The following is a 23,465-nucleotide window of genomic DNA, read 5'->3' as shown; positions in this document are numbered from 1 at the left end:
GCGGCGGGGCCGACGCGCCGGGAGCCGAGTATCCACGGACTGCTCGTCGGATCGCGGCGCAGGCCACGTCCGGACGCCTCCCGCTCGACCGGCCCAGGAGGGATGGGTCCACGTACCCTGAACCCATGTCGCCAGCTCCGTCGCCCTCCGGCCGTGCCGTCAAGCCGAAGCAGCTGCTGATCATGCTGCTGACGTTCGTGCTCGTCGCCGGGCTCGGCGGCGTCGTCGCCGCCGGGCTGGTGATGCCGGCCGCGGGCGCCGTCGGCGCGGTGACCACCGCCTCGACGCAGCTCTTCGACGACCTGCCCAGCGAGCTGGCCATCCCCGAGCCGTCCGAGCAGAGCGTCATCCTCGCCGCGGACGGCACCCCGATCGCGACGTTCTTCGCCGAGAACCGCATCGTCGTCGGCCTCGACAAGGTCTCCACGCCGATGCAGCACGCCGTCGTCGCCGTCGAGGACCGCCGCTTCTACCAGCACCGTGGCATCGACCCGGAGGGCATGCTGCGGGCCTTCGCCAACAACGTCGCGGGCGGCCAGCTCGAGGGCGCCTCGACGCTGACCCAGCAGTACGTCAAGAACGTGCTCATCGAGGCCGGCCGGGTCTCGGGGGACAAGGAGGCCATCGCCCAGGCGACGGAGACCTCCGTCGGGCGCAAGCTGCGCGAGGCGCGCCTGGCCATCGGGCTCGAGCAGAAGGTCAGCAAGGACAAGATCCTCGAGGGCTACCTCAACATCGCCCAGTTCGGCCCCTCGGTCTACGGGGTGGAGTCGGCCTCCCAGCACTACTTCTCCAAGCCCGCCGCCGAGCTGGGCATCGGGGAGTCCGCGCTGCTCGCGGGCATCACGCAGTCGCCGGCGAAGTGGGACCCGGTGCGCAACCCGGAGAAGGCCCAGGAGCGCCGCGACGTCGTCCTCGGGCTCATGCTCGACCAGGGCTACATCACCCAGGCCGAGCACGACGAGGCGGTGGCCGTCCCGATCGCCGACATGCTCCACGTCAAGAACGCCCCCAACGGGTGCGGCGCGGCGGGCAACGCCGCGTACTTCTGCGAGTACGTCGTCAACGACCTGCTCAACAACGAGGGCTGGGGCAAGGACCGCGCCGACCGCACACGGATGCTCTACCGCGGCGGCCTGGCCATCAAGACCACGCTCGACCCCAAGAAGCAGCAGGCGGCCCACGACGAGATCACCGCCTCGGTGCCGGTCAACGACCCCTCCGGCGTCACCATGGCCATGAGCTCGGTCGAGCCGGGCACCGGCAAGATCCTCGCGATGGCGCAGACGACGAACTGGGGCACGGCCGCGACGCCGGAGGACCCCCACGCCACCGCGGTGAACCTCAACGTCGGCCTCTCGCACGGCGGCGGCCTCGGGTTCCAGTCCGGCTCGACGTTCAAGGTCTTCACGCTCATCGAGTGGCTGAAGACCGGTCACTCCCTCGACGACAAGGTCAGCTCGACGCAGCGGAACTTCCCGCGCAACACCTGGAACATCTCCTGCAACCCCAGGCTGCGCGACAACTACAACAACGCCACCAACGTCGAGGGCGTCCCGACCTCGCCGATGATGACGGTGCGCGAGGCCACCCGACTGTCCATCAACCTCAGCTACATCAAGATGGCCAACCAGATGGACATGTGCGGCATCATCGGCAACGCCGCCTCCATGGGCCTCACCCGCGGCGACGGCTCCCCGCTGGTGCCGAACCCCTCCGCGGTGCTCGGCACGAACACCGTCACGCCGCTCGGCATGGCCAACGCGTTCGCGACCCTCGCCGCCGGCGGCACGTACTGCACCCCGATCGCCATCACCGAGGTCACCGACCGTTCCGGCACCGAGATCCCCGTGCCGAAGTCGGACTGCAAGAAGGTCCTCGAGCCCAACGTGGTCAACGGGGTGAACTCCGCGCTGCAGGACGTGGTCTCCGACAAGCCCTTCTCCACCGGACGCAAGGCGGTCCTGCCGGGCCGGCCGGCCGCCGGGAAGACCGGCACGGCCAACGACGACAGCCACGCGTGGTTCGTCGGGTACACCCCGCAGCTGGCCGCCGGGATCTGGATGGGGCACGCCTCGGGCGACGTGTCGATGATGAACACGACCATCAACGGCAAGTTCAACAAGTGGGTCTTCGGCGGGTCCTACCCGGCCGAGACCTTCCAGCGGTACATGACCCGCGCGCTCGACGGCGTCCCGCCCCAGCCGTTCGGCGCGGCGCCCGCCCAGGCCGGGGCCAAGCAGACGGCCGTGCCCGACGTGACCGGCCGCCCGGTCGCCGAGGCGCAGGCGGTCCTGTCGCAGAACGGCTTCCAGGTGGCCGTCGGCACCCCGGTCGCCTCGCAGTGGCCCACCGGCAGCGTGGCGAGCACCTCGCCGGCGGCCGGCGCGCAGGCGGCGCCGGGCAGCACCGTCACCATCGTGCCCAGCTCCGGGCCCGCGACCGCGCCCGCGGCCTCCGGGAACACCGGGGCGGGCAACGGCCGCGGGAACGGCGGCGGCGACGGCAAGGCGCCCGGCAACAGCGGCGGCAACGCCAACAGCGGCAAGGGCAGCTCCGGGAACGGGAACGGCCGCGGGAACGGCGGCGGAGGCGGCGGAGGCGGCGGCGGGCCGGCGCCGACCACGGTGCCCGCCCCGCAGGGGCTCTTCCCGGACGCCTTCCCGTCGAACCCGTTCCCGACGTTCCCCGCGACCCCGGGCTTCTGACATGACGACCCAACCCGTCGCCCGGGGCCTCGGTGCCCTCACGCTCGCCGGTCTCGGCGCCCTCGGCTGGGCGCTCGCCGAGGCCCGCATGTACACCCTGCGCCGCCACGAGGTGCCGGTGCTGCCCGCCGGTGCCGCCCCGGTGCGGGTGCTGCACCTCTCGGACCTGCACCTGCTCCCCCGCCAGCGCGACAAGGTCGCCTGGGTGCGCGCCCTGGACCGCCTCGAGCCGGACCTGGTGATCACCACCGGGGACAACGTCGCCCACCCGCGGGCCCTGCCCGGCCTGCTCGAGGCCTACGCCCCGCTGCTGGAGCGCCCCGGCGCCTTCGTGCTCGGCTCGAACGACTACTTCGCGCCCCGGCCGAAGAACCCGGCCCGCTACCTGCTGCGCGACGCCCGCACGTCCCTGCCCCCGAACCCGGTCGAGCTGCCCGTGGACGAGATGGTCGAGGCGTTCACCCGGGCCGGGTGGAAGGACCTGACCAACCGCCGCGACGCCGTCGAGGCCGCGGGCACGTCCTTCAGCCTGGTCGGCGTGGACGACCCCCACCTCGACCGCGACCGGTTCCCGGCGCCCGCCACGGCGGGGCCGGCCGGGCCGGCCGGGGTCCACCTCGGCGTCTCGCACGCGCCCTACCTGCGGGTCCTCGACGCCATGCGGGACGACGGCTGCGAGCTCGTCCTGGCCGGCCACACCCACGGCGGGCAGCTGTGCCTGCCCGTCGCGGGGGCCCTGGTGACCAACTGCGACCTCGACCGGTCCCGCGCCAGCGGCCTGCACGGCTGGCCCGGCGCCCGCCCCGGCACCCCCGGGGGCGAGGGGTCGCTGTGGCTGCACGTCTCGGCGGGGCTGGGCACCAGCCCGTACACCCCGGTGCGGTTCGCGTGCCGGCCGGAGGCGTCGCTGCTCACCCTGGTCCCGCGCCCCGCCTGAGCCCGCCCGCACGTGGCGTGGCCCGCCAGCACGTGGCGTGGGGCCCGCCAGCACGTGGCATCCGTCTCATCCGGGCCCCCGGGTTTCACGGACGGCCCACGGCTCGGCTATTCTTAACGAGTTCCTCCGGGGTGTGGCGCAGCTTGGTAGCGCGCTTCGTTCGGGACGAAGAGGTCGTGGGTTCAAATCCCGCCACCCCGACCGGAGAGAAGTGAGGCCCCTGGCCTGCGGCGACGCAGACCAGGGGCTTCGCCTTCTGCTGGTCCGCATGCGCTCCGGTTGCGGCGGATCACCCCGGCCGCCGGTCGCGCTGGTCCGCCTCCCCGTCCGGGGCGCCGTTGAGCAGCTGCAGCGCGGATCGGTCGGCGGCGTCGCCGAGGTGGTGCAGGTAGCGCGCGGCGATCTCGATGGAGCTGTGACCGAGCCACGCCTGAACCGTCGTGAGGGGTGCTCGCAAAAAACCTGTGGCGGCCCCTGTGTCCACTGATAGCTTCCTGGTGGCCGTGGCAGAGAAGGAGGAGGTGGTACCCGTGAACGCAGTTTCGACATGGGTGCTCCCCTCTGGGGTCACGGTCGGGCGATAGGTCGTCCGGGAGCGCCGTCCAAGGGCACTCCCGAAAGGCACGACCATGCGATTCACTTCTGAGCTGCGCCACGATGACGGCGTCCTCGAACGCGAATTCATCCTCGCCGAGATCCCCGGCATCCTGTGGACGCCCGCATCCGGATCCGCACCGGTCCCGCTGATCCTGCTCGGCCACCCCCCGCTCGGACTGCACAAGATGTACCCCCGGCTGGTGGCGCGAGCCCGGCGTCTTGCGGCGGAGGGCTTCGCTGCGGCCAGCATCGAGCTCCCCGGAAGCGGTGACCGGCCCCGTTGGACCGTCGCCGAGCAGGCCCGCGCCGACCTGCGCCGGGCTGTGGAGGCCGGCGAGCCGGTCAGCGACGAGATCATCGACGCCCTCATCCTCCCGCTCGTCGACAAGGCGGTCCCCGAATCGCAGGCCGCCCTGGATGCCCTCCTGTCGCTGCCAGAGATCGGCGGCCCGGTCGGGTACTCGGGGGGCGTGATCTCCATCGGCATCCGGCTGGCGGTGGTCGAGCCGCGCATCGTGGCCGCCGGCTTCTTCGCCGGGAGCTTCGTGCCTCGCACCATCGTCGAGGAGGCTCGACAGGTCACCATTCCGCTGCATGTCCTGCTGCAGTGGGATGACGAAGGGAACGATCGACAGGCGGCCTTGGACCTGTTCGACGCCTTCGGCTCCAAGGAGAAGACGCTGCACGCCAACATGGGCGGGCACGCCGGTGTCCCGCAGTTCGCAGCGGAGGACGCGGCCGGGTTCTTCGCCCGGCATCTGCGCCTACCGTCTGCCCGGCAGCAGGCGGTAGGCGGCGCCGGCCAGCATGCCGCACATCAAGGACAGGTCCCGGCCCTCCTCGATGGGGTGAGCCAGCGCTCCCGAGGTCGGTCCGAACTCCGGCCGTGATCGGGCCAGAGGAAGGGCCATCGCCCTGCGGACACGCAGGACGGCGGCCCTTCCGCTTCCCTCACCGCACCCCAGCCCGTCGACCGGTGGGTCGCGGTGAGCCGCACGCCTGCCTGACACGGTCGCGCACCGACCGCGCGGCACACGCGCCCGCACCGGCGCACAACTCCTGCACGGATGGTGACGCGACGTTGGCCAGCCACGGTTGTGCGACCGTAGCGTCGAGCCGACGTCCCGACGAACCGAGGTCCTGTGCTCTCCCTCCCCACCGCCCATGCCGCCGCGCTCACCTCGCTGCGTGCGGCCGAGGCCGCCCTCCGGACCGAGCCGGTGGTCACCTTCGAGCGGCTGTGCGCCCGCAACGTCGCCCTCGTCCACGCGGTGAAGGCCGGCGTGCCGGAGGCGCTCGTCGCGGAGAGCACCGGGCTGCGCGACGCCGCGCTGGAGCTGGCCCTCGCCCGCGGGCAGTTCTGCGCGGAGCTCAGCACCCGCTGACCGGGGAGGTCGGCGCCCCTTCAGCGCACCCCGGCGAAGTCCCAGAGCCAGAGCTCCTCGGGCCCGCGCCGGAAGGTGCCCGCCACCCGCGCCCCCACCCGCCGGTTGACGGCGACGGCGGGGCTTGCCGGGGCGGTGACGGCCACCGCCGTCCGCCCCGATGCGGCGACCGCCCGGGCGACCGCGCCGACGAGCCCGACGCCCAGCCCCCGCCCGCGCCACCGGGGGTCGACGACGAGCACGCCGAGCTCGGGCCCGGCGGCGCCGTGGTGGGCCCACGAGGCGCCGGGCTCGGTGTTCGGCTCCTCGGCGAGGCAGAACCCCACGAGCGTGCCGTCGGCGACCGCCTGGGCGTACAGCGCCGCGTGCGCCGCCCGGCCGGGCAGCCGCGGGTCCGGTCCGCGGAGCCGGCCCACCGCCGCCTGGACGGCGGCCGGCACCGGGCCGGGGTGAAGGGTGAGCGCCGGGTGGAGGCCCGCCGGGGGAAGCAGCACGGTCACGCGCGGACGGTAAGGGGCGCCCGGGAACGGCAGGTGAACCGCGGGCCACCAGCAGGCGCCCCGGCCGGACGTCGCGAGCGCCGCGTTCCCCAGTGAGCACGGCGCGCCGAGGACGGGACCCGCGGTCACGCCCCCGTCGCGAAGACTTCACCCACCGTTCTCTCAACGGACGACATCGCTCCTTAACGTCGGGCCCGTACCCCACTCAAGGAGCCCTGATGACCGAGACCGCGCCCAGACGCCTGCTTCCCCTCCTCACCGGCCGCCACGGCGGCTCCCGCTCGGCGCTGACGTGCCGCTTCCGCTGCGGTGACGCCTGCTTCCACGACGTCCCCAACACCTCCGGCGGGGAGTACTTCGGCGACGTCGCCGCCCGCGCCTTCTCGCGCCGCACCGCCCTCAAGGCCGGTGCCGTCGTGGCCGCCGCCGGCGCCGCGACCACCGTGCTCGGCCAGCAGCCCGCCCTCGCCGCCCCCGGCAACCAGGGCAACGCCGGCAAGGCCGGCGCCGCCCCCGGCCTGAACTTCGAGCCCGTCGCCCCCAACACCGACGACAAGCTCACCACCCCCGCCGGCTACCTCCAGGACGTCGTCATCCGCTGGGGCGACAAGCTCTTCTCCGACGCCCCCGACTTCGACGCCGCCAACCTCACCGCGGCGGCCCAGCGGCGCCAGTTCGGGTACAACTGCGACTACCTCGGGCTGCTGCCCCTCAAGGGCCAGCACGAGTTCCTCCTCGTGGCCAACCACGAGTACACCGACGAGGTCCTCATGTTCGCCGGGTACGACGCCGAGAACCCCACCCGCGAGCAGGTCGAGGTGGCCTGGGCCGCCCACGGGCTCAGCGTCGTCGCCGTCACCTCCGGCCGGCGCGGCAAGCGCTCCGGCGCCCTGGACCCGATCGTCGACCACCGCCTCAACCGCCGCTTCGACACCCACAGCGCGTTCGAGCTCACCGGGCCCGTCGCGGGCACCGACCTCGTCAAGACCCCGGCGGACCCCTCCGGGCGCACCGTGCTCGGCACCCTGAACAACTGCTCCGGCGGCCTGACCCCCTGGGACACCTGGCTCACGGCGGAGGAGAACTTCAACCAGTACTTCGCCAACGCCGCCTCGGTCACCGACCCGGTGGTCAAGGAGCGCCTGCGCCGCTACGGCATGACCGGCGGTGCCACCGAGCGCAAGTGGGAGCGCTTCGACGACCGCTTCGACCTGCTCAAGGCGCCGAACGAGGCCAACCGTTTCGGCTGGATCGTCGAGGTCGACCCCTACGACCCCACCTCCACCCCGAAGAAGCGCACCGCGCTGGGCCGCTTCAAGCACGAGGCCGCCACCACCCGGATCACCGCGGACGGCCGCCTGGCCGTGTACATGGGCGACGACGAGCGCTTCGACTACTTCTACAAGTTCGTCTCCACCGACAAGGTCGGGACGGGCGACAACCGCGACCTGCTCGACCACGGCACCCTCTACGTCGCGAAGTTCACCGGCAACTCCCCCGCCGCCGAGATCACCGGCGACGGCACCCTGCCCTCCGACGGCGCCTTCGACGGCGCGGGCGAGTGGATCCCGCTGGTCACCTCCCGCGGCTCCGAGGCCATCAGCCACGTGCCGGGGATGAGCGGGGTCGAGGTGCTGCTCTTCACCCGCCAGGCGGGCGACGCCGTCGGCGCCACGAAGATGGACCGCCCCGAGGACGTCGAGCCCAACCCGGTCACCGGGGTGGTCTACGTCGCCCTGACCAACAACACCCGCCGCCTGCCCGGCCAGGCCGACGAGGCGAACCCGCGGGCCAACAACAAGCACGGCCACGTGCTGGAGGTCGCCGAGGCCCGGAACGACGCCGGCGCCGGATCCTTCGCCTGGCGGGTCTTCCTCCTCGCCGGCGACCCGAACGACCCCAGCACCTACTTCGCCGGGTTCGACAAGTCCCAGGTCTCCCCGATCTCCTGCCCGGACAACGTCGCCTTCGACAAGCGCGGCAACCTGTGGATCAGCACCGACGGCAACGCCCTGGGCAGCAACGACGGCCTGTTCGCCGTCGCGGTCGACGGGGAGTTCCGCGGCCAGGTCAAGCAGTTCCTCACCGTCCCGGTCCACGCCGAGACGTGCGGTCCGTGGATCGACGACGACCGCGTGCTGGTCTGCGTCCAGCACCCCGGCGAGGGCGACGGCTCCACCTTCGAGAACCCCACCTCGCACTGGCCCGACGGCGGCACCTCGGTCCCGCGGCCCTCGGTCGCCGTGACGTGGCGCGCCGACGGTAAGAAGATCGGGCACTGACCGGTCAGCACGACGACGGCCCCCGGCCCGCCTCGGCGGGTGCGGGGGCCGTCCCGTCCCCGGGGTGACCGACCTTCCGGCCCCGGACCGGGCTGTGCCGCAGGCCGCGAAGGCAATCCTCACCTTCGTTGCAGACCGCCCCGCCCCGGTGATTCCCTCCGATCATGACCGACACCGTCACCCGCACCGAGCAGCCGGCCGAGCGCACCGGCGGCCTGGCCCAGCGGCTCAACTGGCTGCGCGCCGGCGTCCTCGGCGCCAACGACGGCATCGTCTCCACCGCGGCGGTGGTGGTCGGCGTCGCCGGCGCCACCACCCAGATCGGCCCCATCGTCACCGCGGGCCTGGCCGCGGTCGTCGGCGGGGCGGTGTCGATGGCCCTGGGCGAGTACGTCTCCGTCTCCAGCCAGCGCGACAGCGAGCGCAGCCTCATCGAGGCCGAGCGCACCGCCCTGACCGCCGACCCCGACGGCGCCCGCGACCGCCTGGCGCGCAGCTACGAGGCCCGCGGCATCTCCCCCGCCACCGCCCGGAAGGTCGCCGCCGACCTCACCGCCCGCGACCCCCTCGGCGCCCTCCTGCGCGCCCGGCACAACATCGACCCCGACGACGTCGTCAGCCCCTGGCACGCCGCCCTCGCCTCGGCGGTCTCCTTCCTCGCCGGCGCGGTGCTGCCGATGCTGGCGATCCTGCTGCCGCCGGAGCCGGTCCGGGTGCCGGTGACCTTCGTGGCCACCCTCGCCGCGCTGGCGCTGACGGGCACCCTCGCGGCGTGGATCGGCGGCGGCTCCCGCGCCCGCGCCGCCACCCGCGTCGTGGTCGGGGGCGCGCTGGCCCTCGCCGCGACGTTCCTCGTCGGCAGCCTGCTCGGGACCGCCGGGGTCGTCTGAGCCGCGTAGCCTCCCGGTATGCCCGTCCCCGCCTTCATCACCGACCTGCGCGCCCGCATCGGCACCGATCTGCTCTGGCTGCCCGGCGTCACCGGCGCCGTCCTCGACGGCGACCGGGTGCTGCTCGGCCAGCGCGCCGACAACGGCCGGTGGGCCCTGCCCTCGGGCATCCTCGAGCCCGGCGAGCAGCCGGCCGTGGGGCTGGCGCGCGAGGTGGCGGAGGAGACCGGCGTCGTCGTGCGCGTGCTCGCCCTGACCTCGGTCGGCGCCGGCACGGAGGTCCGCTACCCCAACGGCGACCGCTCCCAGTACCTCGACCTGACGTTCTGGTGCGAACCGGTGGGCGGGGAGGCGCACGTGGCCGACGACGAGTCCCTCGCCGTCGGCTGGTTCCCGCTCGACCAGCTACCCGCCGACCTCACCGACTCCTCCCGGGAGCGGCTGGGCCGGGCGCTCGCGTTCCGCGACGACCCCGCCGCCGGCCCGCACTTCGTCCGCTGACCGGGCTGCCGCGGCGAGTACCCGGCCCCCGGACCGAGCCGCCGCACCGTTCTCCCGGCGCCCGCTGAGCCGTCGGCCCCGCCGAGGCCGCCCGCGAGCGCGGGCCGCGCCCCTGCCGTCGCCCGAGTCCCGCGCCTACCATGGCGCCAAGGACAGTGAGCGAAGATGCGCGCCCGCCTCGTGCTCATGAGCCGGCTGGTGGCCGCGCTCACGGGACTCCTCGCGCTCCTCGCCCTCGCGCCCGGCGCCGCCGCCGACGGCCCGGCCGGGCAGCCCGCGCCGCCGACCGCCGCGGCCCCCGCGCCGCCCGGGACCCCGACGGTGCTCGTCACCCGGGTGGCCACGGAGGTCACCCCGGTCATCGCCGACCACCTCGCCGGCGGCCTCGACCGCGCCCGCACGGGCGGCTATGCCGCCTACGTCGTCGAGCTCGACACCCCCGGCGGCCTCGTCAGCGCCATGCGCGTCATCGTCCAGGACATCCTCGCCAGCCCGGTGCCGGTCATCGTCTACGTCAGCCCCGCCGGCGCCCGGGCCGCCTCGGCCGGCGCGATCGTCGCCCTGGCCGCGCACGTCCTCGTCATGGCCCCGGGCACGAACATCGGCGCCGCCACGCCGATCACCTCCGGCGGCCAGGACCTCTCGCGCAAGATCGTCAACGACGCCGCGGCCCAGGCCGAGGCCCTCGCCCGCCTGCGCGGCCGGGACGTCGGCTTCGCCGGCGAGGCGGTGCGGACGGGCCGGTCCATCGGCGCCGACGAGGCCGTGCGCCTGGGCGTGGCCGACGCCGTCGCGCCCACGCTGGCCGACGCCCTCGCCGCCGCCGACGGGCGCGTGGTCACCGTCGCCGGCGGCCAGCAGGTCACCGTGCACACCGCCGGGGCCGTGGTCGAGCGCCAGGAGCTGAGCCTCACCGAGCGGGTGCTGCAGGCCCTCGCCAACCCCGACCTGGCGTTCCTCCTGCTGGTCGGCGGGTTCATCGCCGTCCTGGTCGAGCTGGCCACGCCCGGGGTGGGCCTGGCGGGCGCCACCGGCGCCGCGGCGGTGCTGCTCGCCCTGTACAGCATCGCGGCGCTGCCGGTGACCGCCGTCGGCCTGCTCCTCCTGGCCGTCGCCGCGGGCCTGTTCGTCGCCGAGCTGTTCGCCCCCGGCACCGGCGCGTTCGCCCTCGGCGGGGCGCTGGCGCTCCTGCTCGCCGCGGTGTTCCTGTTCGACCGCGCGCAGGGGGTCGCGGTGGACCTGTCCGCGGCGGTCCCGCTCGCCGTGGTGCTGTGCGCGGCCGCCGTCGTGGTGGGTCGCCTCGCGGTGCGCTCGCGCCGGCAGCGGCCGACGACGACGGGCGCGGACCTCCTGCGCGGGCAGACCGTGACCGTGGCGCAGGCCGAGGGCCTGACCGGGCGGGCGTTCGTCGAGGGCGCCTGGTGGTCGGTGCGCAGCACCGGCCCGCCGCTGCGCCCGGGCGCCACCGCCCGCGTCGTGGGGCTGGACGGCCTCGTGCTTCTCATCGTGCCGGCGGACCCCGCCGGCGACGGCGGCGGGCCACCGCCCGCCTCACGGAAGGACCAGTCATGAGCATTGCCACCCTCATCGGCGTCGTGGTGGCCCTCGTGGTCGTCGTGATCCTGCTCTCGGCGGCCATCCATGTGCTGCCGGAGTACGAGCGCGGGGTCATCCTGCGCCTGGGACGGATCCAGCCGCTCAAGGGCCCTGGCCTTATCGTCATCATCCCGGTCGTCGACCGGCTCACCCGGGTCAACCTGCGCACGCAGACCTACGACGTCCCGGCGCAGGACATCATCACGCGCGACAACGTCACCGTCCGGGTCAACGCCGTCGCGTACTTCAACGTCATCGAGCCCGTCCGCTCGGTGCTGTCGATCGACGACTACCGCTTCGGCACCCAGCAGGTGGCCCAGACCACGCTGCGCAGCATCCTGGGCCAGACCGTGCTCGACGACCTGCTCTCCAAGCGCGACCAGATCAACGTCCAGCTCCAGCGGGTCATCGACTCGGTGACGGACCCGTGGGGGGTGAAGGTGACCATCGTCGAGCTCAAGGACGTCGTCCTGCCCGACACCATGCGCCGCGCGATGGCCCGCCAGGCGGAGTCCGAGCGCGAGCGGCGCGCCAAGGTCATCCACGCCCTCGGCGAGAAGGAGGCCGCGACCAACCTCGGCGAGGCGGCGGTGGTGCTCGAGAAGCACCCCGCGGCCCTGCAGCTGCGGCTGCTCGGGACGCTGCTGGAGCTCGGCGCGGAGAAGAACTCCACGATCGCCTTCCCCATCCCGATGGAGCTGCTGCGCCTGTTCGACGCCTCCCGCCAGGCGTCGGGCAACGGCCAGCAGGCACCGGTCGAGCCGCGACCCGCGGCGGCCTGAGCGCCCGACGGCGGGGCGCCGCGGCAGCCGGGGTCCGTCCCGCCCGTCAGACGACGGCGGAGAAGCGGCGCCGGTAGCGCTGCGGGCTCAGGCCGCGCACCTGGGCCAGGTGGTGGCGGAGCACCGCCGGGGTGAACCCGACCTCGGCGGCGATCCGCTCCACCGGCCGGTCGGTCTCCTCCAGGAGCTGCTCCGCGCGCCGGACCCGCTGGGCGGTGATCCACGCGTGCGGCGTCGTGCCCGTCTCGGCGCGGAACCGGCGGGCGAAGGTGCGCGGGGACATCAGCGCCCGCGCCGCCAGGGTGGGGACGTCGAGCGGCTCGTCGAGGTGCTCGAGGATCCAGGTCAGCACCGGCCCCAGGGTCTCGGCGTCGCACTCGGGCACCGGGTTCGTGATGAACTGCGCCTGGCCGCCCTCGCGCTGGGGCGGCACGACCATGCGCCGGGCCACCTGGTTCGCGGCCGCCGAGCCGAACTCCTGGCGCCACAGGTACAGGCTGGCATCCAGGCCCGCCGCCGTGCCCGCGCTGGTGAGCACGGGGGCGTCGTCGACGTAGAGGACCTCGGGGATCACCCGGGCCGCCGGGAACCGCTCGGCCAGCTCGGCGGTGTGCATCCAGTGCGTGGTGCACTCGCGCCCGTCGAGCAGGCCGGCCGCGCCGAGGGTGAACGCCCCGGTGCACACGGACATGATCCGCGCGCCGCGCGCGTAGGCGGCCTGCAGCGCCTCGATCACCTCGCCCGGCACGGGGCGCTGGCGGCCGACCGCGGGGACGACGACGAGGTCGGCCGCCGCGACGCGCTCGAGGCCGTGCTCGACCTGCAGCGCGAAGCCGGTGTTGGTCGGCACCGTCCCGGGCCGCGGGGCGCACACGGCGAAGTCGAAGGTGGGCAGGCCGTCGTCGGAGCGGTCCACGCCCCAGGCCTCGCAGACGACGCCGAGCTCGAAGGGGGAGACCCCCTCGTAGACGAGCGCGGCCACGTTCGTGATCACGCGTCCATGGTGGCACGACTCTGGCAGAAAATCGACGGAACGTGGCTTCTCTGCCACTCGTGGCAGGTCTCAGATGCTTGCATGATTTCTGCCATGTTCCTCACCGTGATCGTCATCTCCGTCCTCGCCGCCGCCGTGGCCCTCGCGCTGCTGGGCTACCTCGTCGCCGTCATCCGCGACGACGACCGGGGCCACTCGTTCACCAACCGTCGCGCGCCGCAGAGCCACCGCGGCTTCGGCGAGGACGAGTGGACCCTCCACTGACCTGACCGACCGTCCGTCTCCCCCTCGTCCCGTCTGCCCGCCCGTCCCTCGTTCAGCGCCCGTACCCGCTCCCCCCTCGCTCACCGCCCATCCCCGCTCACCGGAAGCAGGAGTCATGTCCCGCCAGACGACGCCCTACGTCGGCCACCCGCACGAGATGCTCGCCCGCATCCATCACGAGGAGATGCTCGCCCGCGCCGAGCACCGGCGCCGGCTGCGCGCCCTGCCCGACCGCGCGGCTCCCGCCGCGTCGGCCCGGGCGCTCGGCCGGGCCCGGCTCGTGCTGGCCGCCCTCCGGCCGCGCCCGCGCGTGCGCCGCGCCGTCGAGCCGTGCTGACCGGGTGGAGCCGCTGACCGGGCCGAGCCGTGCTGACGGGCGCGGTCACAGACCCTCGGGCACCTCGCGCTGGGGCGGCCCGACGTACTCGCTCAGCGGCCGGATGAGGGCGTTGGCGGCGCGCTGCTCCATGATGTGCGCCGTCCAGCCGAGCACCCGCGCCGCGACGAAGATCGGCGTGAACGTCGAGGTGTCGAAGCCCATGAGGTGGTACGCCAGGCCCGCCGGGTAGTCGAGGTTCGGCTCGATGCCGGTGCGGTCGCGCATGCCCTGCTCGAGGGCCTCGTACATCTCCAGCAGGTCGTGGCGACCGGTGTGCTCCACCAGGTCGTCCAGGGCCGCCCGCATGGTCGGCACCCGCGAGTCGCCGCGCTTGTAGACCCGGTGGCCGAAGCCCATGACCTTCTCCTTGCGGGCCAGGGTCGCGTCCAGCCACGCCGGGACGTTCGCGGCGGAGCCGATGGCGTCGAAGGTACGCATCACCGCCTCGTTGGCTCCGCCGTGCAGCGGGCCCTTGAGCGCGCCGATGGCGCCCGTGACCGCCGAGTGCAGGTCCGCGAGCGTGGACGTGATGACCCGGGCTGTGAACGTCGACGCGTTGAAGGAGTGCTCGGCGTAGAGGATCAGCGAGCTCTCGAAGGTGCGCAGGACGACGTCGTCGGGCACCACGCCGAACGTCATCCACAAGAAGTTCTCGGCGTAGGACAGGTCGGCCCGCGCCTCGACCGGCTCCAGGCCACGCCGGCGCCGCTGGTCCAGGGCGACGACGCCGGGCATGACGGCGAAGAGCTGGACGGCCTTGGCGATCTCGGCCTCTCGGGAGGAGTCCTCGGCCCGGGGGTCGTTCGCCCCGAGCACGGACACCGCGGTGCGGCACACGTCCATGGGGTGGCAGGTCACCGGCAGGGCCTCGACGGCGGCACGCACGGCGTCGGGCAGGAACCGCGCGGTGCGGCCCTCGGCGATCAGGACGGCGAGCTGGTCGGGGCTGGGCAGCTCGCCGTGCCACAGCAGGTGCGCCACCTCCTCGACGGTGGCGTGGGTCGCCAGCTGCTGGGCCGGGTAGCCACGGTAGAGCAGGGAGTTGCTCTCGGGGTCGACCTTGGAGATCGCCGTGACGTCGACGACGACGCCGGCCAGGCCGCGGTGGATCTCGGACGTCTGGGACACGCTCACTCCTCGGTGCCGTCGGGCCGGTAGGTGTAGATGAGCTCGTCGAACGCGGTGTAGGCGGGGGCGTCGAGGAGCTCGTCGAGCCGCGCGGGAGTCTGCATCTCCGGCACGAGGGCGGCCTGCGTCCCCTGCGTGGCCAGCACACCGAGCCCGCGCTCCACGACGCCCATCGCCAGCCGCAGCAGTGTGACGGGGTAGACGATCATCCGCACGCCGGCGTCGGCGAGCTGGCGGACCGTGAACAGGGCCGACCCGCCGAGCTCGCTCATGTCGGCCAGCACCGGCACATCGACGGCGCGCACCACCGCCTCGAACTCGCGCAGGTCGCGCAGGCCCTCGGGGAAGACGACGTCGGCCCCGGCCCCGACGAGGGCCCGGGCGCGCTCGACCGTGCCATCCAGGCCGGCGGCGGCGCGGACGAGGGTGCGGGCCACGACGAGGAAGTTCCCGTCCCGGCGGGCATCCACCGCCGCGCGGATCCGGTGGACGGCGGTGGCGACGCCGACGGTCGGGGCACAGTCGCCCTGGCCGCAGCGACTGGGGTGGACCTGGTCCTCGATGTGGCAGCCGGCCAGCCCGTGGTCCTCGAGGACCTGGACGGTGCGGGCGACGTTCATCGGCTCGCCGTAGCCGGCGGCCGCGTCGACCAGCGTGCCCAGGTCCGTCATGCGGGCGATCTGGCCGGCCCGGTGGGCCAGCTCGGACAGGGTGGTCAGGCCGACGTCCGGCAGGCCGAGGTCGGCGGCGACCACGGAGCCGGAGACGTAGACCCCCTCGAAGCCGAGCTCTTCGATGAGCCTCGCGGTGGGGGCGTTGAAGGCGCCAGGCAGCCGCAGCGGCTGCTCGGCTGTCGCCAGCCGTTCCCGCAGGACGGCGCGCTTGGCGGCGGGGCTGGTCCTGGCGTGGAGCATCCGTGCCCCCTCTTCTCCGCGGGTCAGCGATGACCGGTGGGCGATGGTCGGCAGAGCCAGGCACCATGATGCAGCGCCCCTCGCCTTGGTGGCACCCCCGGGGCGGCACTCGCTCGCCGCGGCCTCGCCCGCGACGTCCGCGGGTGCGGCGCCACCGGCCCGGGCCGCTCTACGCTGCCAGCGTGAGCACACCCTCGGCCGCCCGGCCGCCCGCCGCCGACTGGCCACCGCCCCCGTGGGAGATGCGCCTGCGCGCCCCCCAGGTCGAGCTGCCCGAGTGGGCCGAGGACGCCCCGCACCGGGCCTGCGTGGTCGCCACAGCCCGCGGCGTCCTGCAGGTGCACTCCTGGGACCAGCGCACCGGCCGGCTCGTGCAGGCGACCGACCGGCTGCAGGGCACCACCCTGGCCACGATCGACCCGCTGGGCCGGTGGGTGTGGTGGTTCGACGACACCGACGGCGACGAGTTCGGCCGGTGGCGCCGCCAGCCCTTCGGCTCCCCGCCCGGGCACGGCGTGCAGGACCCCCTCGACCTCCCGGACGCCTACCCGGCCGGGCTGCTGCTCGCCCGGGACGGCACCGCCGTCGTCGGGCGCAGCTCGGACCAGGGCACGACGATCCACCAGGTCGTGGTCGGGGCGACCGAGCCGGGCACCGACGAGCTGGTGCTGCTCTACCGGCACGAGTGCGACGCCGAGGCGGCCGCGCTGTCCCACGACGGCAACCTCGTGGCCATCGAGCACTCCGAGCGCGGGGACAACCGGCACATGGCGCTGCGCGTGGTCGCCGCGGACACCGGGGCGGTGGTCGCCGACCTCGACGACGGCCCCGGCCGCGGCCTGACCGCCATCGACTTCGCCCCGCGCGACGGCGACCTGCGCCTGCTCCTCGCCCACGAGCGGCGCGGCCGCGCCGAGCTGGCCGTGTGGGACCTGGGCACCGGCCTGCTCCACGACGTGCTCCTGCGCCTGCCCGGCGGGGAGCCGCTGCCCGGGGAGGTCACCGACGCCTGGTGGTACCCCGACGGCGCCACCTTGCTCGTCGCCGTCGACCACGAGGCGCGCACCCGGCTGTACCGGCACGTGCTCGCCGCCGCGGTGACCACCCCGGTGGGCCCGGTGGACGGCACCGTCTCCGAGGCCAGCCCGCGGCCCGACGGGGACGTGTGGCTGCGGTGGTCCTCCGCCGCGAGCCCGCGCACCGTCGTGTCGGCCACGACGAGCCGGGAGATCCTCGCTCCGCAGGGGCTGCGCGCCGCGCCGTCGGTGCCGGTGCGCGACGTCTGGGCCGAGGGGCCCGGCGGGCGGGTGCACGCGCTGCTGCGGCTGCCGCCCGGCGAGGGGCCCTTCCCCGTGCTCGTCGACGTCCACGGCGGGCCGGCGTGGCACCGGTCGGACTCCTTCTCCGCGTACCTGGCCGCCTGGGTGGACCACGGCTTCGCCGTCGTCAGCGTCAACTACCGCGGCTCGACCGGGTACGGGTCGGCCTGGCGCGACGCGCTCGAGGGGCGGGTGGGCCTGACCGAGCTGGAGGACATCGCCGCGGTGCACGACCAGCTCGTGGCCGACGGGGTGGTCGACCCGGCGCGGTCGGTGCTGGCCGGGGCCTCCTGGGGCGGGTTCCTCACCCTGCTCGGCCTGGGCACCCAGCCGGGCCGGTGGGCGGTGGGCCTGGCCGACGTGCCGGTGGCCGACTACGTCACCGCCTACTACGAGGAGATGCCGGACCTGCAGGCGTTCGACCGGTCGATCTTCGGCGGCTCGCCGGAGGAGGTGCCCGAGGCGTACCGGGTGGCCAGCCCGCTGACGTACGTCGACGCCGTGCGGGCGCCGGTGCTCGTCATGGCCGGGGAGAACGACCCGCGATGCCCGTTGGGCCAGGTGCTCAACTACGTCCGGGCGCTGCGGGCGCGGGAGGACTACCCCGGCGAGGTGGAGCTGTACACCTACGGCGCCGGGCACGGCAGCGTGGTCGTCGAGGAGGAGGTGGTGCAGCTGCGCCGCCAGCTCGACTTCGTGCGCCGCCACCTGCCCGCCGGGCCCTGACCCGGCGCGGGCCTCAGCCGCGCGGCGGGTTGCTCGTGGTCAGGCCCAGCCAGCGCCCGTCCGGGTCGGCGATCTCGGCCCACCAGCCCATGTCGCCGCCGACCTCGGTGCGCGGCTTGGTCACCGACCCGCCCGCGGACTCGACCGCCCGCAGCGTCGCCTCGAGGTCCTCGACGTCGACGTAGATGCGCACGGACGGCGCGGTCGGCGTGTCCGGCTGCGCCTTGTACAGGCCGCCGATGAAGGTGCCGTCGACGGTGATGATGGCGTAGTTCTCGTCGTCGCCCATCGAGGTGTAGGTCCATCCGAAGACGGCGCCGTAGAACTCCTTGCCCCGGGCGAGGTCGGCGACGGGCACCTCCCACCACATGACGGTGGGGCGCGGCGGCGTGCTCTGGGTCATGGCTGCTCCTGACATCGTCGGCAGGGTCGGGGCCGCCAGCGTAACGCCGCGCCCCGCCCGCCGGCACCGCCCCCATCGACGGCCCCACGCCGACGGCCCACGGCGGGGTCCAGGGGCGGCGGCCTGCACGCGGCCGGACGGCGAAGGCCCGCGGCCGGCAGCAGCCGGCGCCGGGCCCTCGCGCGAGGCGGCGTCAGGCCGCGACGAGCTCCTTGGCGAGCAGCTCGGCGATCTGGATGGTGTTCAGCGCCGCGCCCTTGCGCAGGTTGTCGTTGGCGACGAACATCGCCAGGCCGCGCCCGCCGGGCACGGACTGGTCGGTGCGGATGCGGCCGACGAAGCTCGGGTCCGCGCCGGCGGCCTGCAGCGGCGTCGGCACGTCGGACAGCTCGACGCCGGGGGCGTCGGCGAGCAGCTCGCGGGCCCGCTCGGGGCTCAGCGGCCGGGCGAACTCGGCGTTGATCGACAGCGCGTGCCCGGTGAAGACCGGCACCCGCACGCACGTGCCGGCGACGGCGAGGTCGGGCAGCTCGAGGATCTTGCGCGACTCGTTGCGGAGCTTCTGCTCCTCGTCGGTCTCGCCGGAGCCGTCGTCGACGAGCGACCCGGCCAGCGCCACGACGTCGAACGCGATGGGCGCGACGTACTTCACCGGCGCGGGCATGGTCACCGCGGAGCCGTCGAGGGCTAGCTGGGTGAAGTCCTGCTCGACGGCGGCGCGCACCTGCCCCGCCAGCTCCTCGACCCCGGCGAGACCGGAGCCGGAGACCGCCTGGTAGGTCGAGACGACCAGGCGCTGCAGCCCGGCCTCGCGGTCGAGCACCTTGAGGATGGGCATCGCGGCCATGGTGGTGCAGTTGGGGTTGGCGATGATGCCCTTGGGCCGGTTCGCCATGGCGTGCGGGTTGACCTCGGAGACGACCAGCGGCACCTCGGGGTCCTTGCGCCAGGCGGAGGAGTTGTCCACGACGACGGCGCCCGCGGCGGCGAAGCGCGGGGCGTGCGCGCGTGAGGCGGCGCCCCCGGCGGAGAAGACGGCGATGTCGATGCCGGCGAGGTCCGCCGTCGCGACGTCCTCGACGACGATCTCCTCGCCGCGGAAGGGCAGGGTGGTGCCGGCCGAGCGGGCGGAGGCGAAGAACCGCACCGCGGTCGCGGGGAAGTCGCGCTGCTCGAGCAGGGTGCGCATGACGGAGCCGACCTGGCCGGTGGCGCCGACGACGGCGAGGGTCAGGCCGGCGCTCTGCGCGGCCGGCTGGGCGGATGCTGCGGTGGTGGTCATCGTCCGGTCCCTCCGTAGACCACGGCCTCGGCCTCTGTGGCGTCGAGACCGAATGCGGTGTGCACCGCGCGCACGGCGTTGTCGAGATCCTGCGCGCGGGTGACCACGGAGATGCGGATCTCCGAGGTCGAGATCATCTCGATGTTGATGCCGGCGGCCGCGAGGGCGCCGAAGAGCTTCGCGGACACGCCCGGGTGGGAGCGCATGCCGGCGCCGACCAGGGAGAGCTTCCCGATCTGGTCGTCGTAGCGCAGCTCCTCGAACTTCAGCTCGTCCTGGGCCGCCTCGATCGCCTTGAGGGTGGCGGGGCCGTCGGCCTCGGGCAGGGTGAAGGAGATGTCGGTCAGCCCGGTCTCCTCGGAGGAGACGTTCTGGACGATCATGTCGATGTTCGCGTCGGCGGAGGCGACGACCTCGAAGAGCCGGGCGGCGGTGCCGGGGATGTCCGGGACGCCGATGACGGTGATCTTGCCCTGGCTGCGGTCGTGCGCGACGCCGGAGATGATCGGGTCTTCCATGGCTTCCTCCTCGGCCCCGGTCTCGACGGGCGCGTCGGTGACCCAGGTGCCTTCCTTGTTCGAGAACGACGAGCGGACGTGGAGCGGCACCTTGTAGCGGCGGGCGAACTCCACCGCCCGCAGGTGCAGGATCTTCGCACCCTGCGCGGCCAGCTCGAGGGTCTCCTCGTACGTCAGCCGGGCGACGTGGCGGGCGGCGGGCACGATACGCGGGTCGGCTGAGAACAGGCCGTCGACGTCGGTGTAGATCTCGCAGACGTCCGCCTCCAGCGCCGCGGCGAGGGCGACGGCGGTGGTGTCCGAGCCGCCGCGGCCGAGGGTGGTGACGTCCCCCAGCTCGTTGACGCCCTGGAACCCCGCAACGATGGCGACCTGCCCGTCGTGGATCGCGCGGGTGACCCGCTCGGGCACCACGCCGGTGATGGAGGCCTTGCCGTAGCGGGTGTCGGTGCGCAGGCCGGCCTGCTGGCCGGTGTAGGAGCGGGCCTTGACGCCCAGCTCGTGGATGGCCATGGCCAGCAGCGCCATGGAGATCCGCTCGCCGGCGGTGAGGAGGATGTCCATCTCGCGGGCGGGGGCCATGTCGGTGATCTGGCCGGCGAGGTCCAGCAGGTCGTCGGTGGTGTCCCCCATAGCCGAGACGACGACGACGACGTCGTTGCCGGCCTGCTTCGTCTCGACGATCCGCCTGGCGACGCGCTTGATGCTGGCGGCGTCGGCGACGGACGAGCCGCCGAACTTCTGCACGACGAGGGCCACGAGTGTGCTCCGGAACCGGTGGGGAGGCGGCGGGACGCGGTGCTCCGCCGCCGCTGACCCGGCAAGTCTAGGTGCGTCTCATGCTCCGGTCACCGGCGGATCCGGATGGTGGACGTACCATGGCCGTTCCGCAGGACCGTCCCGGGACGCAGGCGCGGGGGGCGGTTTTGCCTCAGATCCAGTACTGCTCGGCGGTCTGCCAGGCCAGGCGGACCACCAGCGCGCCGACCACGAGGACGAAGATCACACGGACGAAGGCGCTGCCGCGGGCCACCGCCATGCGGGCGCCGATGTAGGCGCCGACGAGGTTCGCCGCGCCGACCACGAGTCCGAGCGACCAGACGACGGCGCCGTGCGGGACGAAGAAGACGAGCGCGCCGAGGTTGGTGGCGAAGTTGACGATCTTGGCGATCGCGGAGGCCGGCAGGAACGCGTAGCCGAGGACCCCGACGAGGGCGATGACGAGGAAGCTCCCGGTGCCGGGGCCGAGGAGTCCGTCGTAGCACCCGATGAGCAGGCCGAGCCCCAGCGCGGCGCCGACGTGCCGGTGCCCCTCCCAGCGCAGGGCGGTGGTGCGCCCGAGCGCGGGGCGGGCCAGGGTCCAGGCGCCCACCGCCACGCAGGCGACGAGGATGATCGGGGTGAACGCCGCGGCCGGGATGTGGCTGGCGACGGCCGCGCCCCCGACGGCGGCGAGGAACGCGGCGATGGCCATCGGCGCGGCCGTGCGCAGGTCCGGGCCCACCCGCCGGTAGTAGGTCACGGCGCTGGTCGAGGTGCCCATGATCGAGCCGACCTTGTTCGTCGCCAGCGCCTGCAGCGGGGTCAGTCCCGGCATGAGGAGCAGCGCCGGCAGCTGGATGAGGCCGCCGCCGCCCACCACCGCGTCCACCCACCCGGCGGTCAGGCCCGCGAGGACGAGCAGGACGATGGCGAGGGCGTCGATCTCCGGTGGCACGACGGGTATCTCACCACGTCAGCGGGTGTGCGCCGCGCACCGGTCCGCGCGGCGGCGCCCGCCGGGCACGGCGTGACACGGCCGCGGCGCCCGCCGCGCACCGGCGTGACACGGCCGCGGCGCCCGCCGCTCCTACCGCACCACCGGCCGGGGTCAGGACTCGACGCGGCGGCGGCCCTCGAACGCGCGGCCCAGGGTGACCTCGTCGGCGTACTCGAGGTCGCCGCCCACGGGCAGGCCGGAGGCGAGGCGGGAGACGGCGATCCCCATCCCGCGCAGCAGGCGCGCGAGATAGGTGGCCGTGGCCTCGCCCTCGATGTTCGGGTCGGTGGCGAGGATGACCTCCTCCACCTCCCCGTCGGCCAGGCGGGTCATGAGCTCGCGGATGCGCAGGTCGTCCGGGCCGACGCCGTCGATGGGATTGATGGCCCCGCCGAGCACGTGGTAGCGCCCGCGGAACTCCCGGGTGCGCTCGATCGCGACGACGTCCTTGGCCTCCTCCACGACGCAGAGCACCGTGGGGTTGCGCCGCGGGTCCTCGCAGATCCGGCAGCGCGGCCCCTCCGAGACGTTGCCGCAGATCTCGCAGAAGCGGACCCGCTCCTTGACCTGGGTGAGGGCGTTGACCAGGCGCGTGACGTCGTCGGCGTCGGCGGAGAGGATGTGGAACGCGATGCGCTGGGCGCTCTTGGGTCCCACGCCCGGCAGCCGGCCGAGCTCGTCGATGAGGTCCTGGACGGCGCCCTCGTAGACGCCTGCCACTACATCGCCCCCTGCGGCGGCACCGTGATCTCCTCGATGACCGTGCCGCCGAGCACCTTGGCCACGAGCGGCGCGCCGACCAGGCCGGAGCCCTCGGCGTCAGGGTCGTCGAAGGAGGCGACGTCGTCGGCGGGCGAGACCGTCGGCCGGGGCGCCGGCACCGGGGGCGCGGCCGCGGGCGGCGCGGCGGCCGGCCGGGCGGGCGGGGCGGGGGCGAACGCCGCGGGAGCGTCCGGGTGGGGGCCCTCGTCGTCGACCGGTTCCGGCGGCAGCGGGTAGTCGTCCTCGGGGGCGGGGGATGCCGCGGCGGCGGGGCCGGGGACCGCCGGGGAGGCGGCGCTGGGCGTGGCGGGGCTCTGCCAGCTCGCGCGGGCGCTGACGACCGCGCTCGGGGGCGTGGCGGCGCTCGGCACCGGCGCGGCCGCGGGAGTGGGCGCCGCGCGGCCCGCGACCCCCGGGGCGCCGGAGCCGTCGGCCGCGACGGCCTCGATGCGCAGGCGCACCCCGAGCGTCTCGGCGAGGGCCTGCTGCACCGGCGCGGTGTGCGGGCCGTTGCGGAAGGCGGTGGCCAGGCCGGCGGTGGTGAACACGAGCCGCAGGACGCCGCCTGCGACCTCGCCCACGTGGGCGTTCTGGGACACGAGGGTCCAGGTGGAGCGCTTCATCCGCGCGAGCGTCGCGACGACCTCGGACCACCGGTTGCGGATCATCTCCGCGTCCGCGCCGCCGTCGTCGGCGCCGGCCGGGGCGGGCGGCGCGGCAGGAGCAGCGGGAGCGGCGGGCGCCGCGGGTGTGACGGTGGGCCGCGGCTGGGCAGCGGTGGGGGCCGGGCGCTCGGCGGCGGGCGCGGTGTTGGCGGTCCGGGCGTCCTGGGCCGGACC

At 74.4% G+C, this 23,465-nt stretch carries 21 protein-coding genes, 1 tRNA gene and 2 pseudogenes; 13 read left to right on the top strand and 11 right to left on the bottom strand.

Going from position 1 to position 23,465, the window contains the following annotated elements; translation table 11 throughout:
* Window positions 1–125: 125 nt before the first annotated feature.
* The 3 genes from GD970_RS18030 to GD970_RS18020 all read left to right on the top strand — a co-directional run bounded on the left by GD970_RS18030 (window position 126) and on the right by GD970_RS18020 (window position 3,846).
* Window positions 126–2,708, top strand: coding sequence for a transglycosylase domain-containing protein (locus GD970_RS18030; RefSeq protein ID WP_152204290.1), 2,583 nt, complete (start codon window positions 126–128; stop codon window positions 2,706–2,708).
* Between the two features lies 1 nt (window position 2,709).
* Complete coding sequence (locus GD970_RS18025; RefSeq protein ID WP_152204289.1) at window positions 2,710–3,645, top strand: metallophosphoesterase; 936 nt, start codon at window positions 2,710–2,712, stop codon at window positions 3,643–3,645.
* A 127-nt stretch (window positions 3,646–3,772) separates the two neighbouring features.
* Window positions 3,773–3,846 (top strand) — tRNA-Pro (locus GD970_RS18020).
* A gap of 88 nt (window positions 3,847–3,934) precedes the next feature.
* On the opposite strand, the gene GD970_RS21795 is transcribed toward GD970_RS18020, so the two are convergent.
* The gene (locus GD970_RS21795; RefSeq protein WP_155524123.1) at window positions 3,935–4,102 is read right to left on the bottom strand and encodes a hypothetical protein; all 168 of its coding nucleotides are present in this window, start codon (window positions 4,100–4,102) and stop codon (window positions 3,935–3,937) included.
* Between the two features lie 172 nt (window positions 4,103–4,274).
* Here GD970_RS21795 and GD970_RS18015 point away from each other — a divergent pair.
* Together GD970_RS18015 and GD970_RS18010 are read left to right on the top strand one after the other, a co-directional pair.
* A pseudogene (locus tag GD970_RS18015) lies at window positions 4,275–5,006 on the top strand (dienelactone hydrolase family protein); the annotation flags it as partial.
* 378 nt (window positions 5,007–5,384) lie between these two features.
* Window positions 5,385–5,627 (top strand): hypothetical protein, encoded by a 243-nt coding sequence (locus GD970_RS18010; protein WP_152204288.1) that lies wholly within the window; start codon window positions 5,385–5,387, stop codon window positions 5,625–5,627.
* Between the two features lie 20 nt (window positions 5,628–5,647).
* On the opposite strand, the gene GD970_RS18005 is transcribed toward GD970_RS18010, so the two are convergent.
* Window positions 5,648–6,127, bottom strand: a complete 480-nt coding sequence (locus GD970_RS18005; RefSeq protein WP_170297273.1) for a GNAT family N-acetyltransferase — start codon at window positions 6,125–6,127, stop codon at window positions 5,648–5,650.
* Window positions 6,128–6,345: 218 nt separating this feature from the next.
* Here GD970_RS18005 and GD970_RS18000 point away from each other — a divergent pair, with 218 nt between their 5' ends.
* The 5 genes from GD970_RS18000 to GD970_RS17980 all read left to right on the top strand — a co-directional run bounded on the left by GD970_RS18000 (window position 6,346) and on the right by GD970_RS17980 (window position 12,178).
* Entirely contained in the window at window positions 6,346–8,409 is a 2,064-nt protein-coding gene (locus GD970_RS18000; protein ID WP_152204286.1) for a PhoX family protein, read from the top strand.
* Between the two features lie 164 nt (window positions 8,410–8,573).
* Window positions 8,574–9,299, top strand: coding sequence for a VIT1/CCC1 transporter family protein (locus GD970_RS17995; protein ID WP_152204285.1), 726 nt, complete (start codon window positions 8,574–8,576; stop codon window positions 9,297–9,299).
* A gap of 18 nt (window positions 9,300–9,317) precedes the next feature.
* A complete protein-coding gene (locus tag GD970_RS17990) occupies window positions 9,318–9,800 on the top strand; it encodes an NUDIX hydrolase (RefSeq protein ID WP_152204284.1) in 483 nt (160 codons plus the stop codon).
* 165 nt (window positions 9,801–9,965) lie between these two features.
* Window positions 9,966–11,372 (top strand): NfeD family protein, encoded by a 1,407-nt coding sequence (locus GD970_RS17985; RefSeq protein WP_211489845.1) that lies wholly within the window; start codon window positions 9,966–9,968, stop codon window positions 11,370–11,372.
* On the top strand, window positions 11,369–12,178 hold the full coding sequence (locus GD970_RS17980; RefSeq protein WP_152204283.1) for a slipin family protein: 810 nt from the start codon (window positions 11,369–11,371) through the stop codon (window positions 12,176–12,178). The genes GD970_RS17985 and GD970_RS17980 overlap by 4 nt, the downstream gene beginning before the upstream one ends.
* A gap of 46 nt (window positions 12,179–12,224) precedes the next feature.
* On the opposite strand, the gene GD970_RS17975 is transcribed toward GD970_RS17980, so the two are convergent.
* Entirely contained in the window at window positions 12,225–13,172 is a 948-nt protein-coding gene (locus tag GD970_RS17975; protein WP_152204282.1) for a GlxA family transcriptional regulator, read from the bottom strand.
* Between the two features lie 93 nt (window positions 13,173–13,265).
* On the opposite strand from GD970_RS17975, the gene GD970_RS17970 reads away from it, so the two are divergent.
* Window positions 13,266–13,436 carry a hypothetical protein gene (locus GD970_RS17970; protein ID WP_155524124.1) on the top strand — a complete coding sequence of 57 codons (171 nt, stop codon included), beginning with the start codon at window positions 13,266–13,268 and terminating at the stop codon, window positions 13,434–13,436.
* Window positions 13,437–13,551: 115 nt separating this feature from the next.
* Window positions 13,552–13,773, top strand: coding sequence for a hypothetical protein (locus GD970_RS17965; protein WP_152204280.1), 222 nt, complete (start codon window positions 13,552–13,554; stop codon window positions 13,771–13,773).
* 45 nt (window positions 13,774–13,818) lie between these two features.
* Here the strand turns inward: GD970_RS17965 and GD970_RS17960 are convergent, their stop codons facing one another.
* Entirely contained in the window at window positions 13,819–14,943 is a 1,125-nt protein-coding gene (locus GD970_RS17960; protein WP_152204279.1) for a bifunctional 2-methylcitrate synthase/citrate synthase, read from the bottom strand.
* A gap of 2 nt (window positions 14,944–14,945) precedes the next feature.
* Complete coding sequence (locus GD970_RS17955; protein WP_152204278.1) at window positions 14,946–15,857, bottom strand: isocitrate lyase/PEP mutase family protein; 912 nt, start codon at window positions 15,855–15,857, stop codon at window positions 14,946–14,948.
* Window positions 15,858–16,039: 182 nt separating this feature from the next.
* Here GD970_RS17955 and GD970_RS17950 point away from each other — a divergent pair, with 182 nt between their 5' ends.
* On the top strand, window positions 16,040–17,902 hold the full coding sequence (locus tag GD970_RS17950; RefSeq protein ID WP_226925439.1) for a prolyl oligopeptidase family serine peptidase: 1,863 nt from the start codon (window positions 16,040–16,042) through the stop codon (window positions 17,900–17,902).
* A gap of 13 nt (window positions 17,903–17,915) precedes the next feature.
* Here the strand turns inward: GD970_RS17950 and GD970_RS17945 are convergent, their stop codons facing one another.
* The 6 genes and pseudogenes from GD970_RS17945 to GD970_RS21790 all read right to left on the bottom strand — a co-directional run.
* Window positions 17,916–18,305, bottom strand: a complete 390-nt coding sequence (locus GD970_RS17945) for a VOC family protein (RefSeq protein WP_170297314.1) — start codon at window positions 18,303–18,305, stop codon at window positions 17,916–17,918.
* A gap of 193 nt (window positions 18,306–18,498) precedes the next feature.
* The gene (locus GD970_RS17940; RefSeq protein ID WP_152204276.1) at window positions 18,499–19,587 is read right to left on the bottom strand and encodes an aspartate-semialdehyde dehydrogenase; all 1,089 of its coding nucleotides are present in this window, start codon (window positions 19,585–19,587) and stop codon (window positions 18,499–18,501) included.
* Window positions 19,584–20,864, bottom strand: a complete 1,281-nt coding sequence (locus GD970_RS17935; RefSeq protein WP_152204275.1) for an aspartate kinase — start codon at window positions 20,862–20,864, stop codon at window positions 19,584–19,586. Before GD970_RS17935 ends, GD970_RS17940 begins: the two co-directional genes overlap by 4 nt.
* 172 nt (window positions 20,865–21,036) lie before the next feature.
* Window positions 21,037–21,822, bottom strand: a complete 786-nt coding sequence (locus GD970_RS17930; RefSeq protein WP_152204274.1) for a TSUP family transporter — start codon at window positions 21,820–21,822, stop codon at window positions 21,037–21,039.
* A 153-nt stretch (window positions 21,823–21,975) separates the two neighbouring features.
* Window positions 21,976–22,584 (bottom strand): recombination mediator RecR, encoded by a 609-nt coding sequence (gene recR / locus GD970_RS17925; protein ID WP_152204273.1) that lies wholly within the window; start codon window positions 22,582–22,584, stop codon window positions 21,976–21,978.
* Window positions 22,584–23,465, bottom strand: a pseudogene (locus GD970_RS21790) (hypothetical protein); the annotation flags it as partial. The gene recR and the pseudogene GD970_RS21790, both read right to left, overlap by 1 nt.

It is taken from the genome of Georgenia thermotolerans, assembly GCF_009193185.1.
Lineage (GTDB): Bacteria > Actinomycetota > Actinomycetes > Actinomycetales > Actinomycetaceae > Georgenia > Georgenia thermotolerans.
This window is presented reverse-complemented; position numbering and strand designations above follow the sequence as displayed.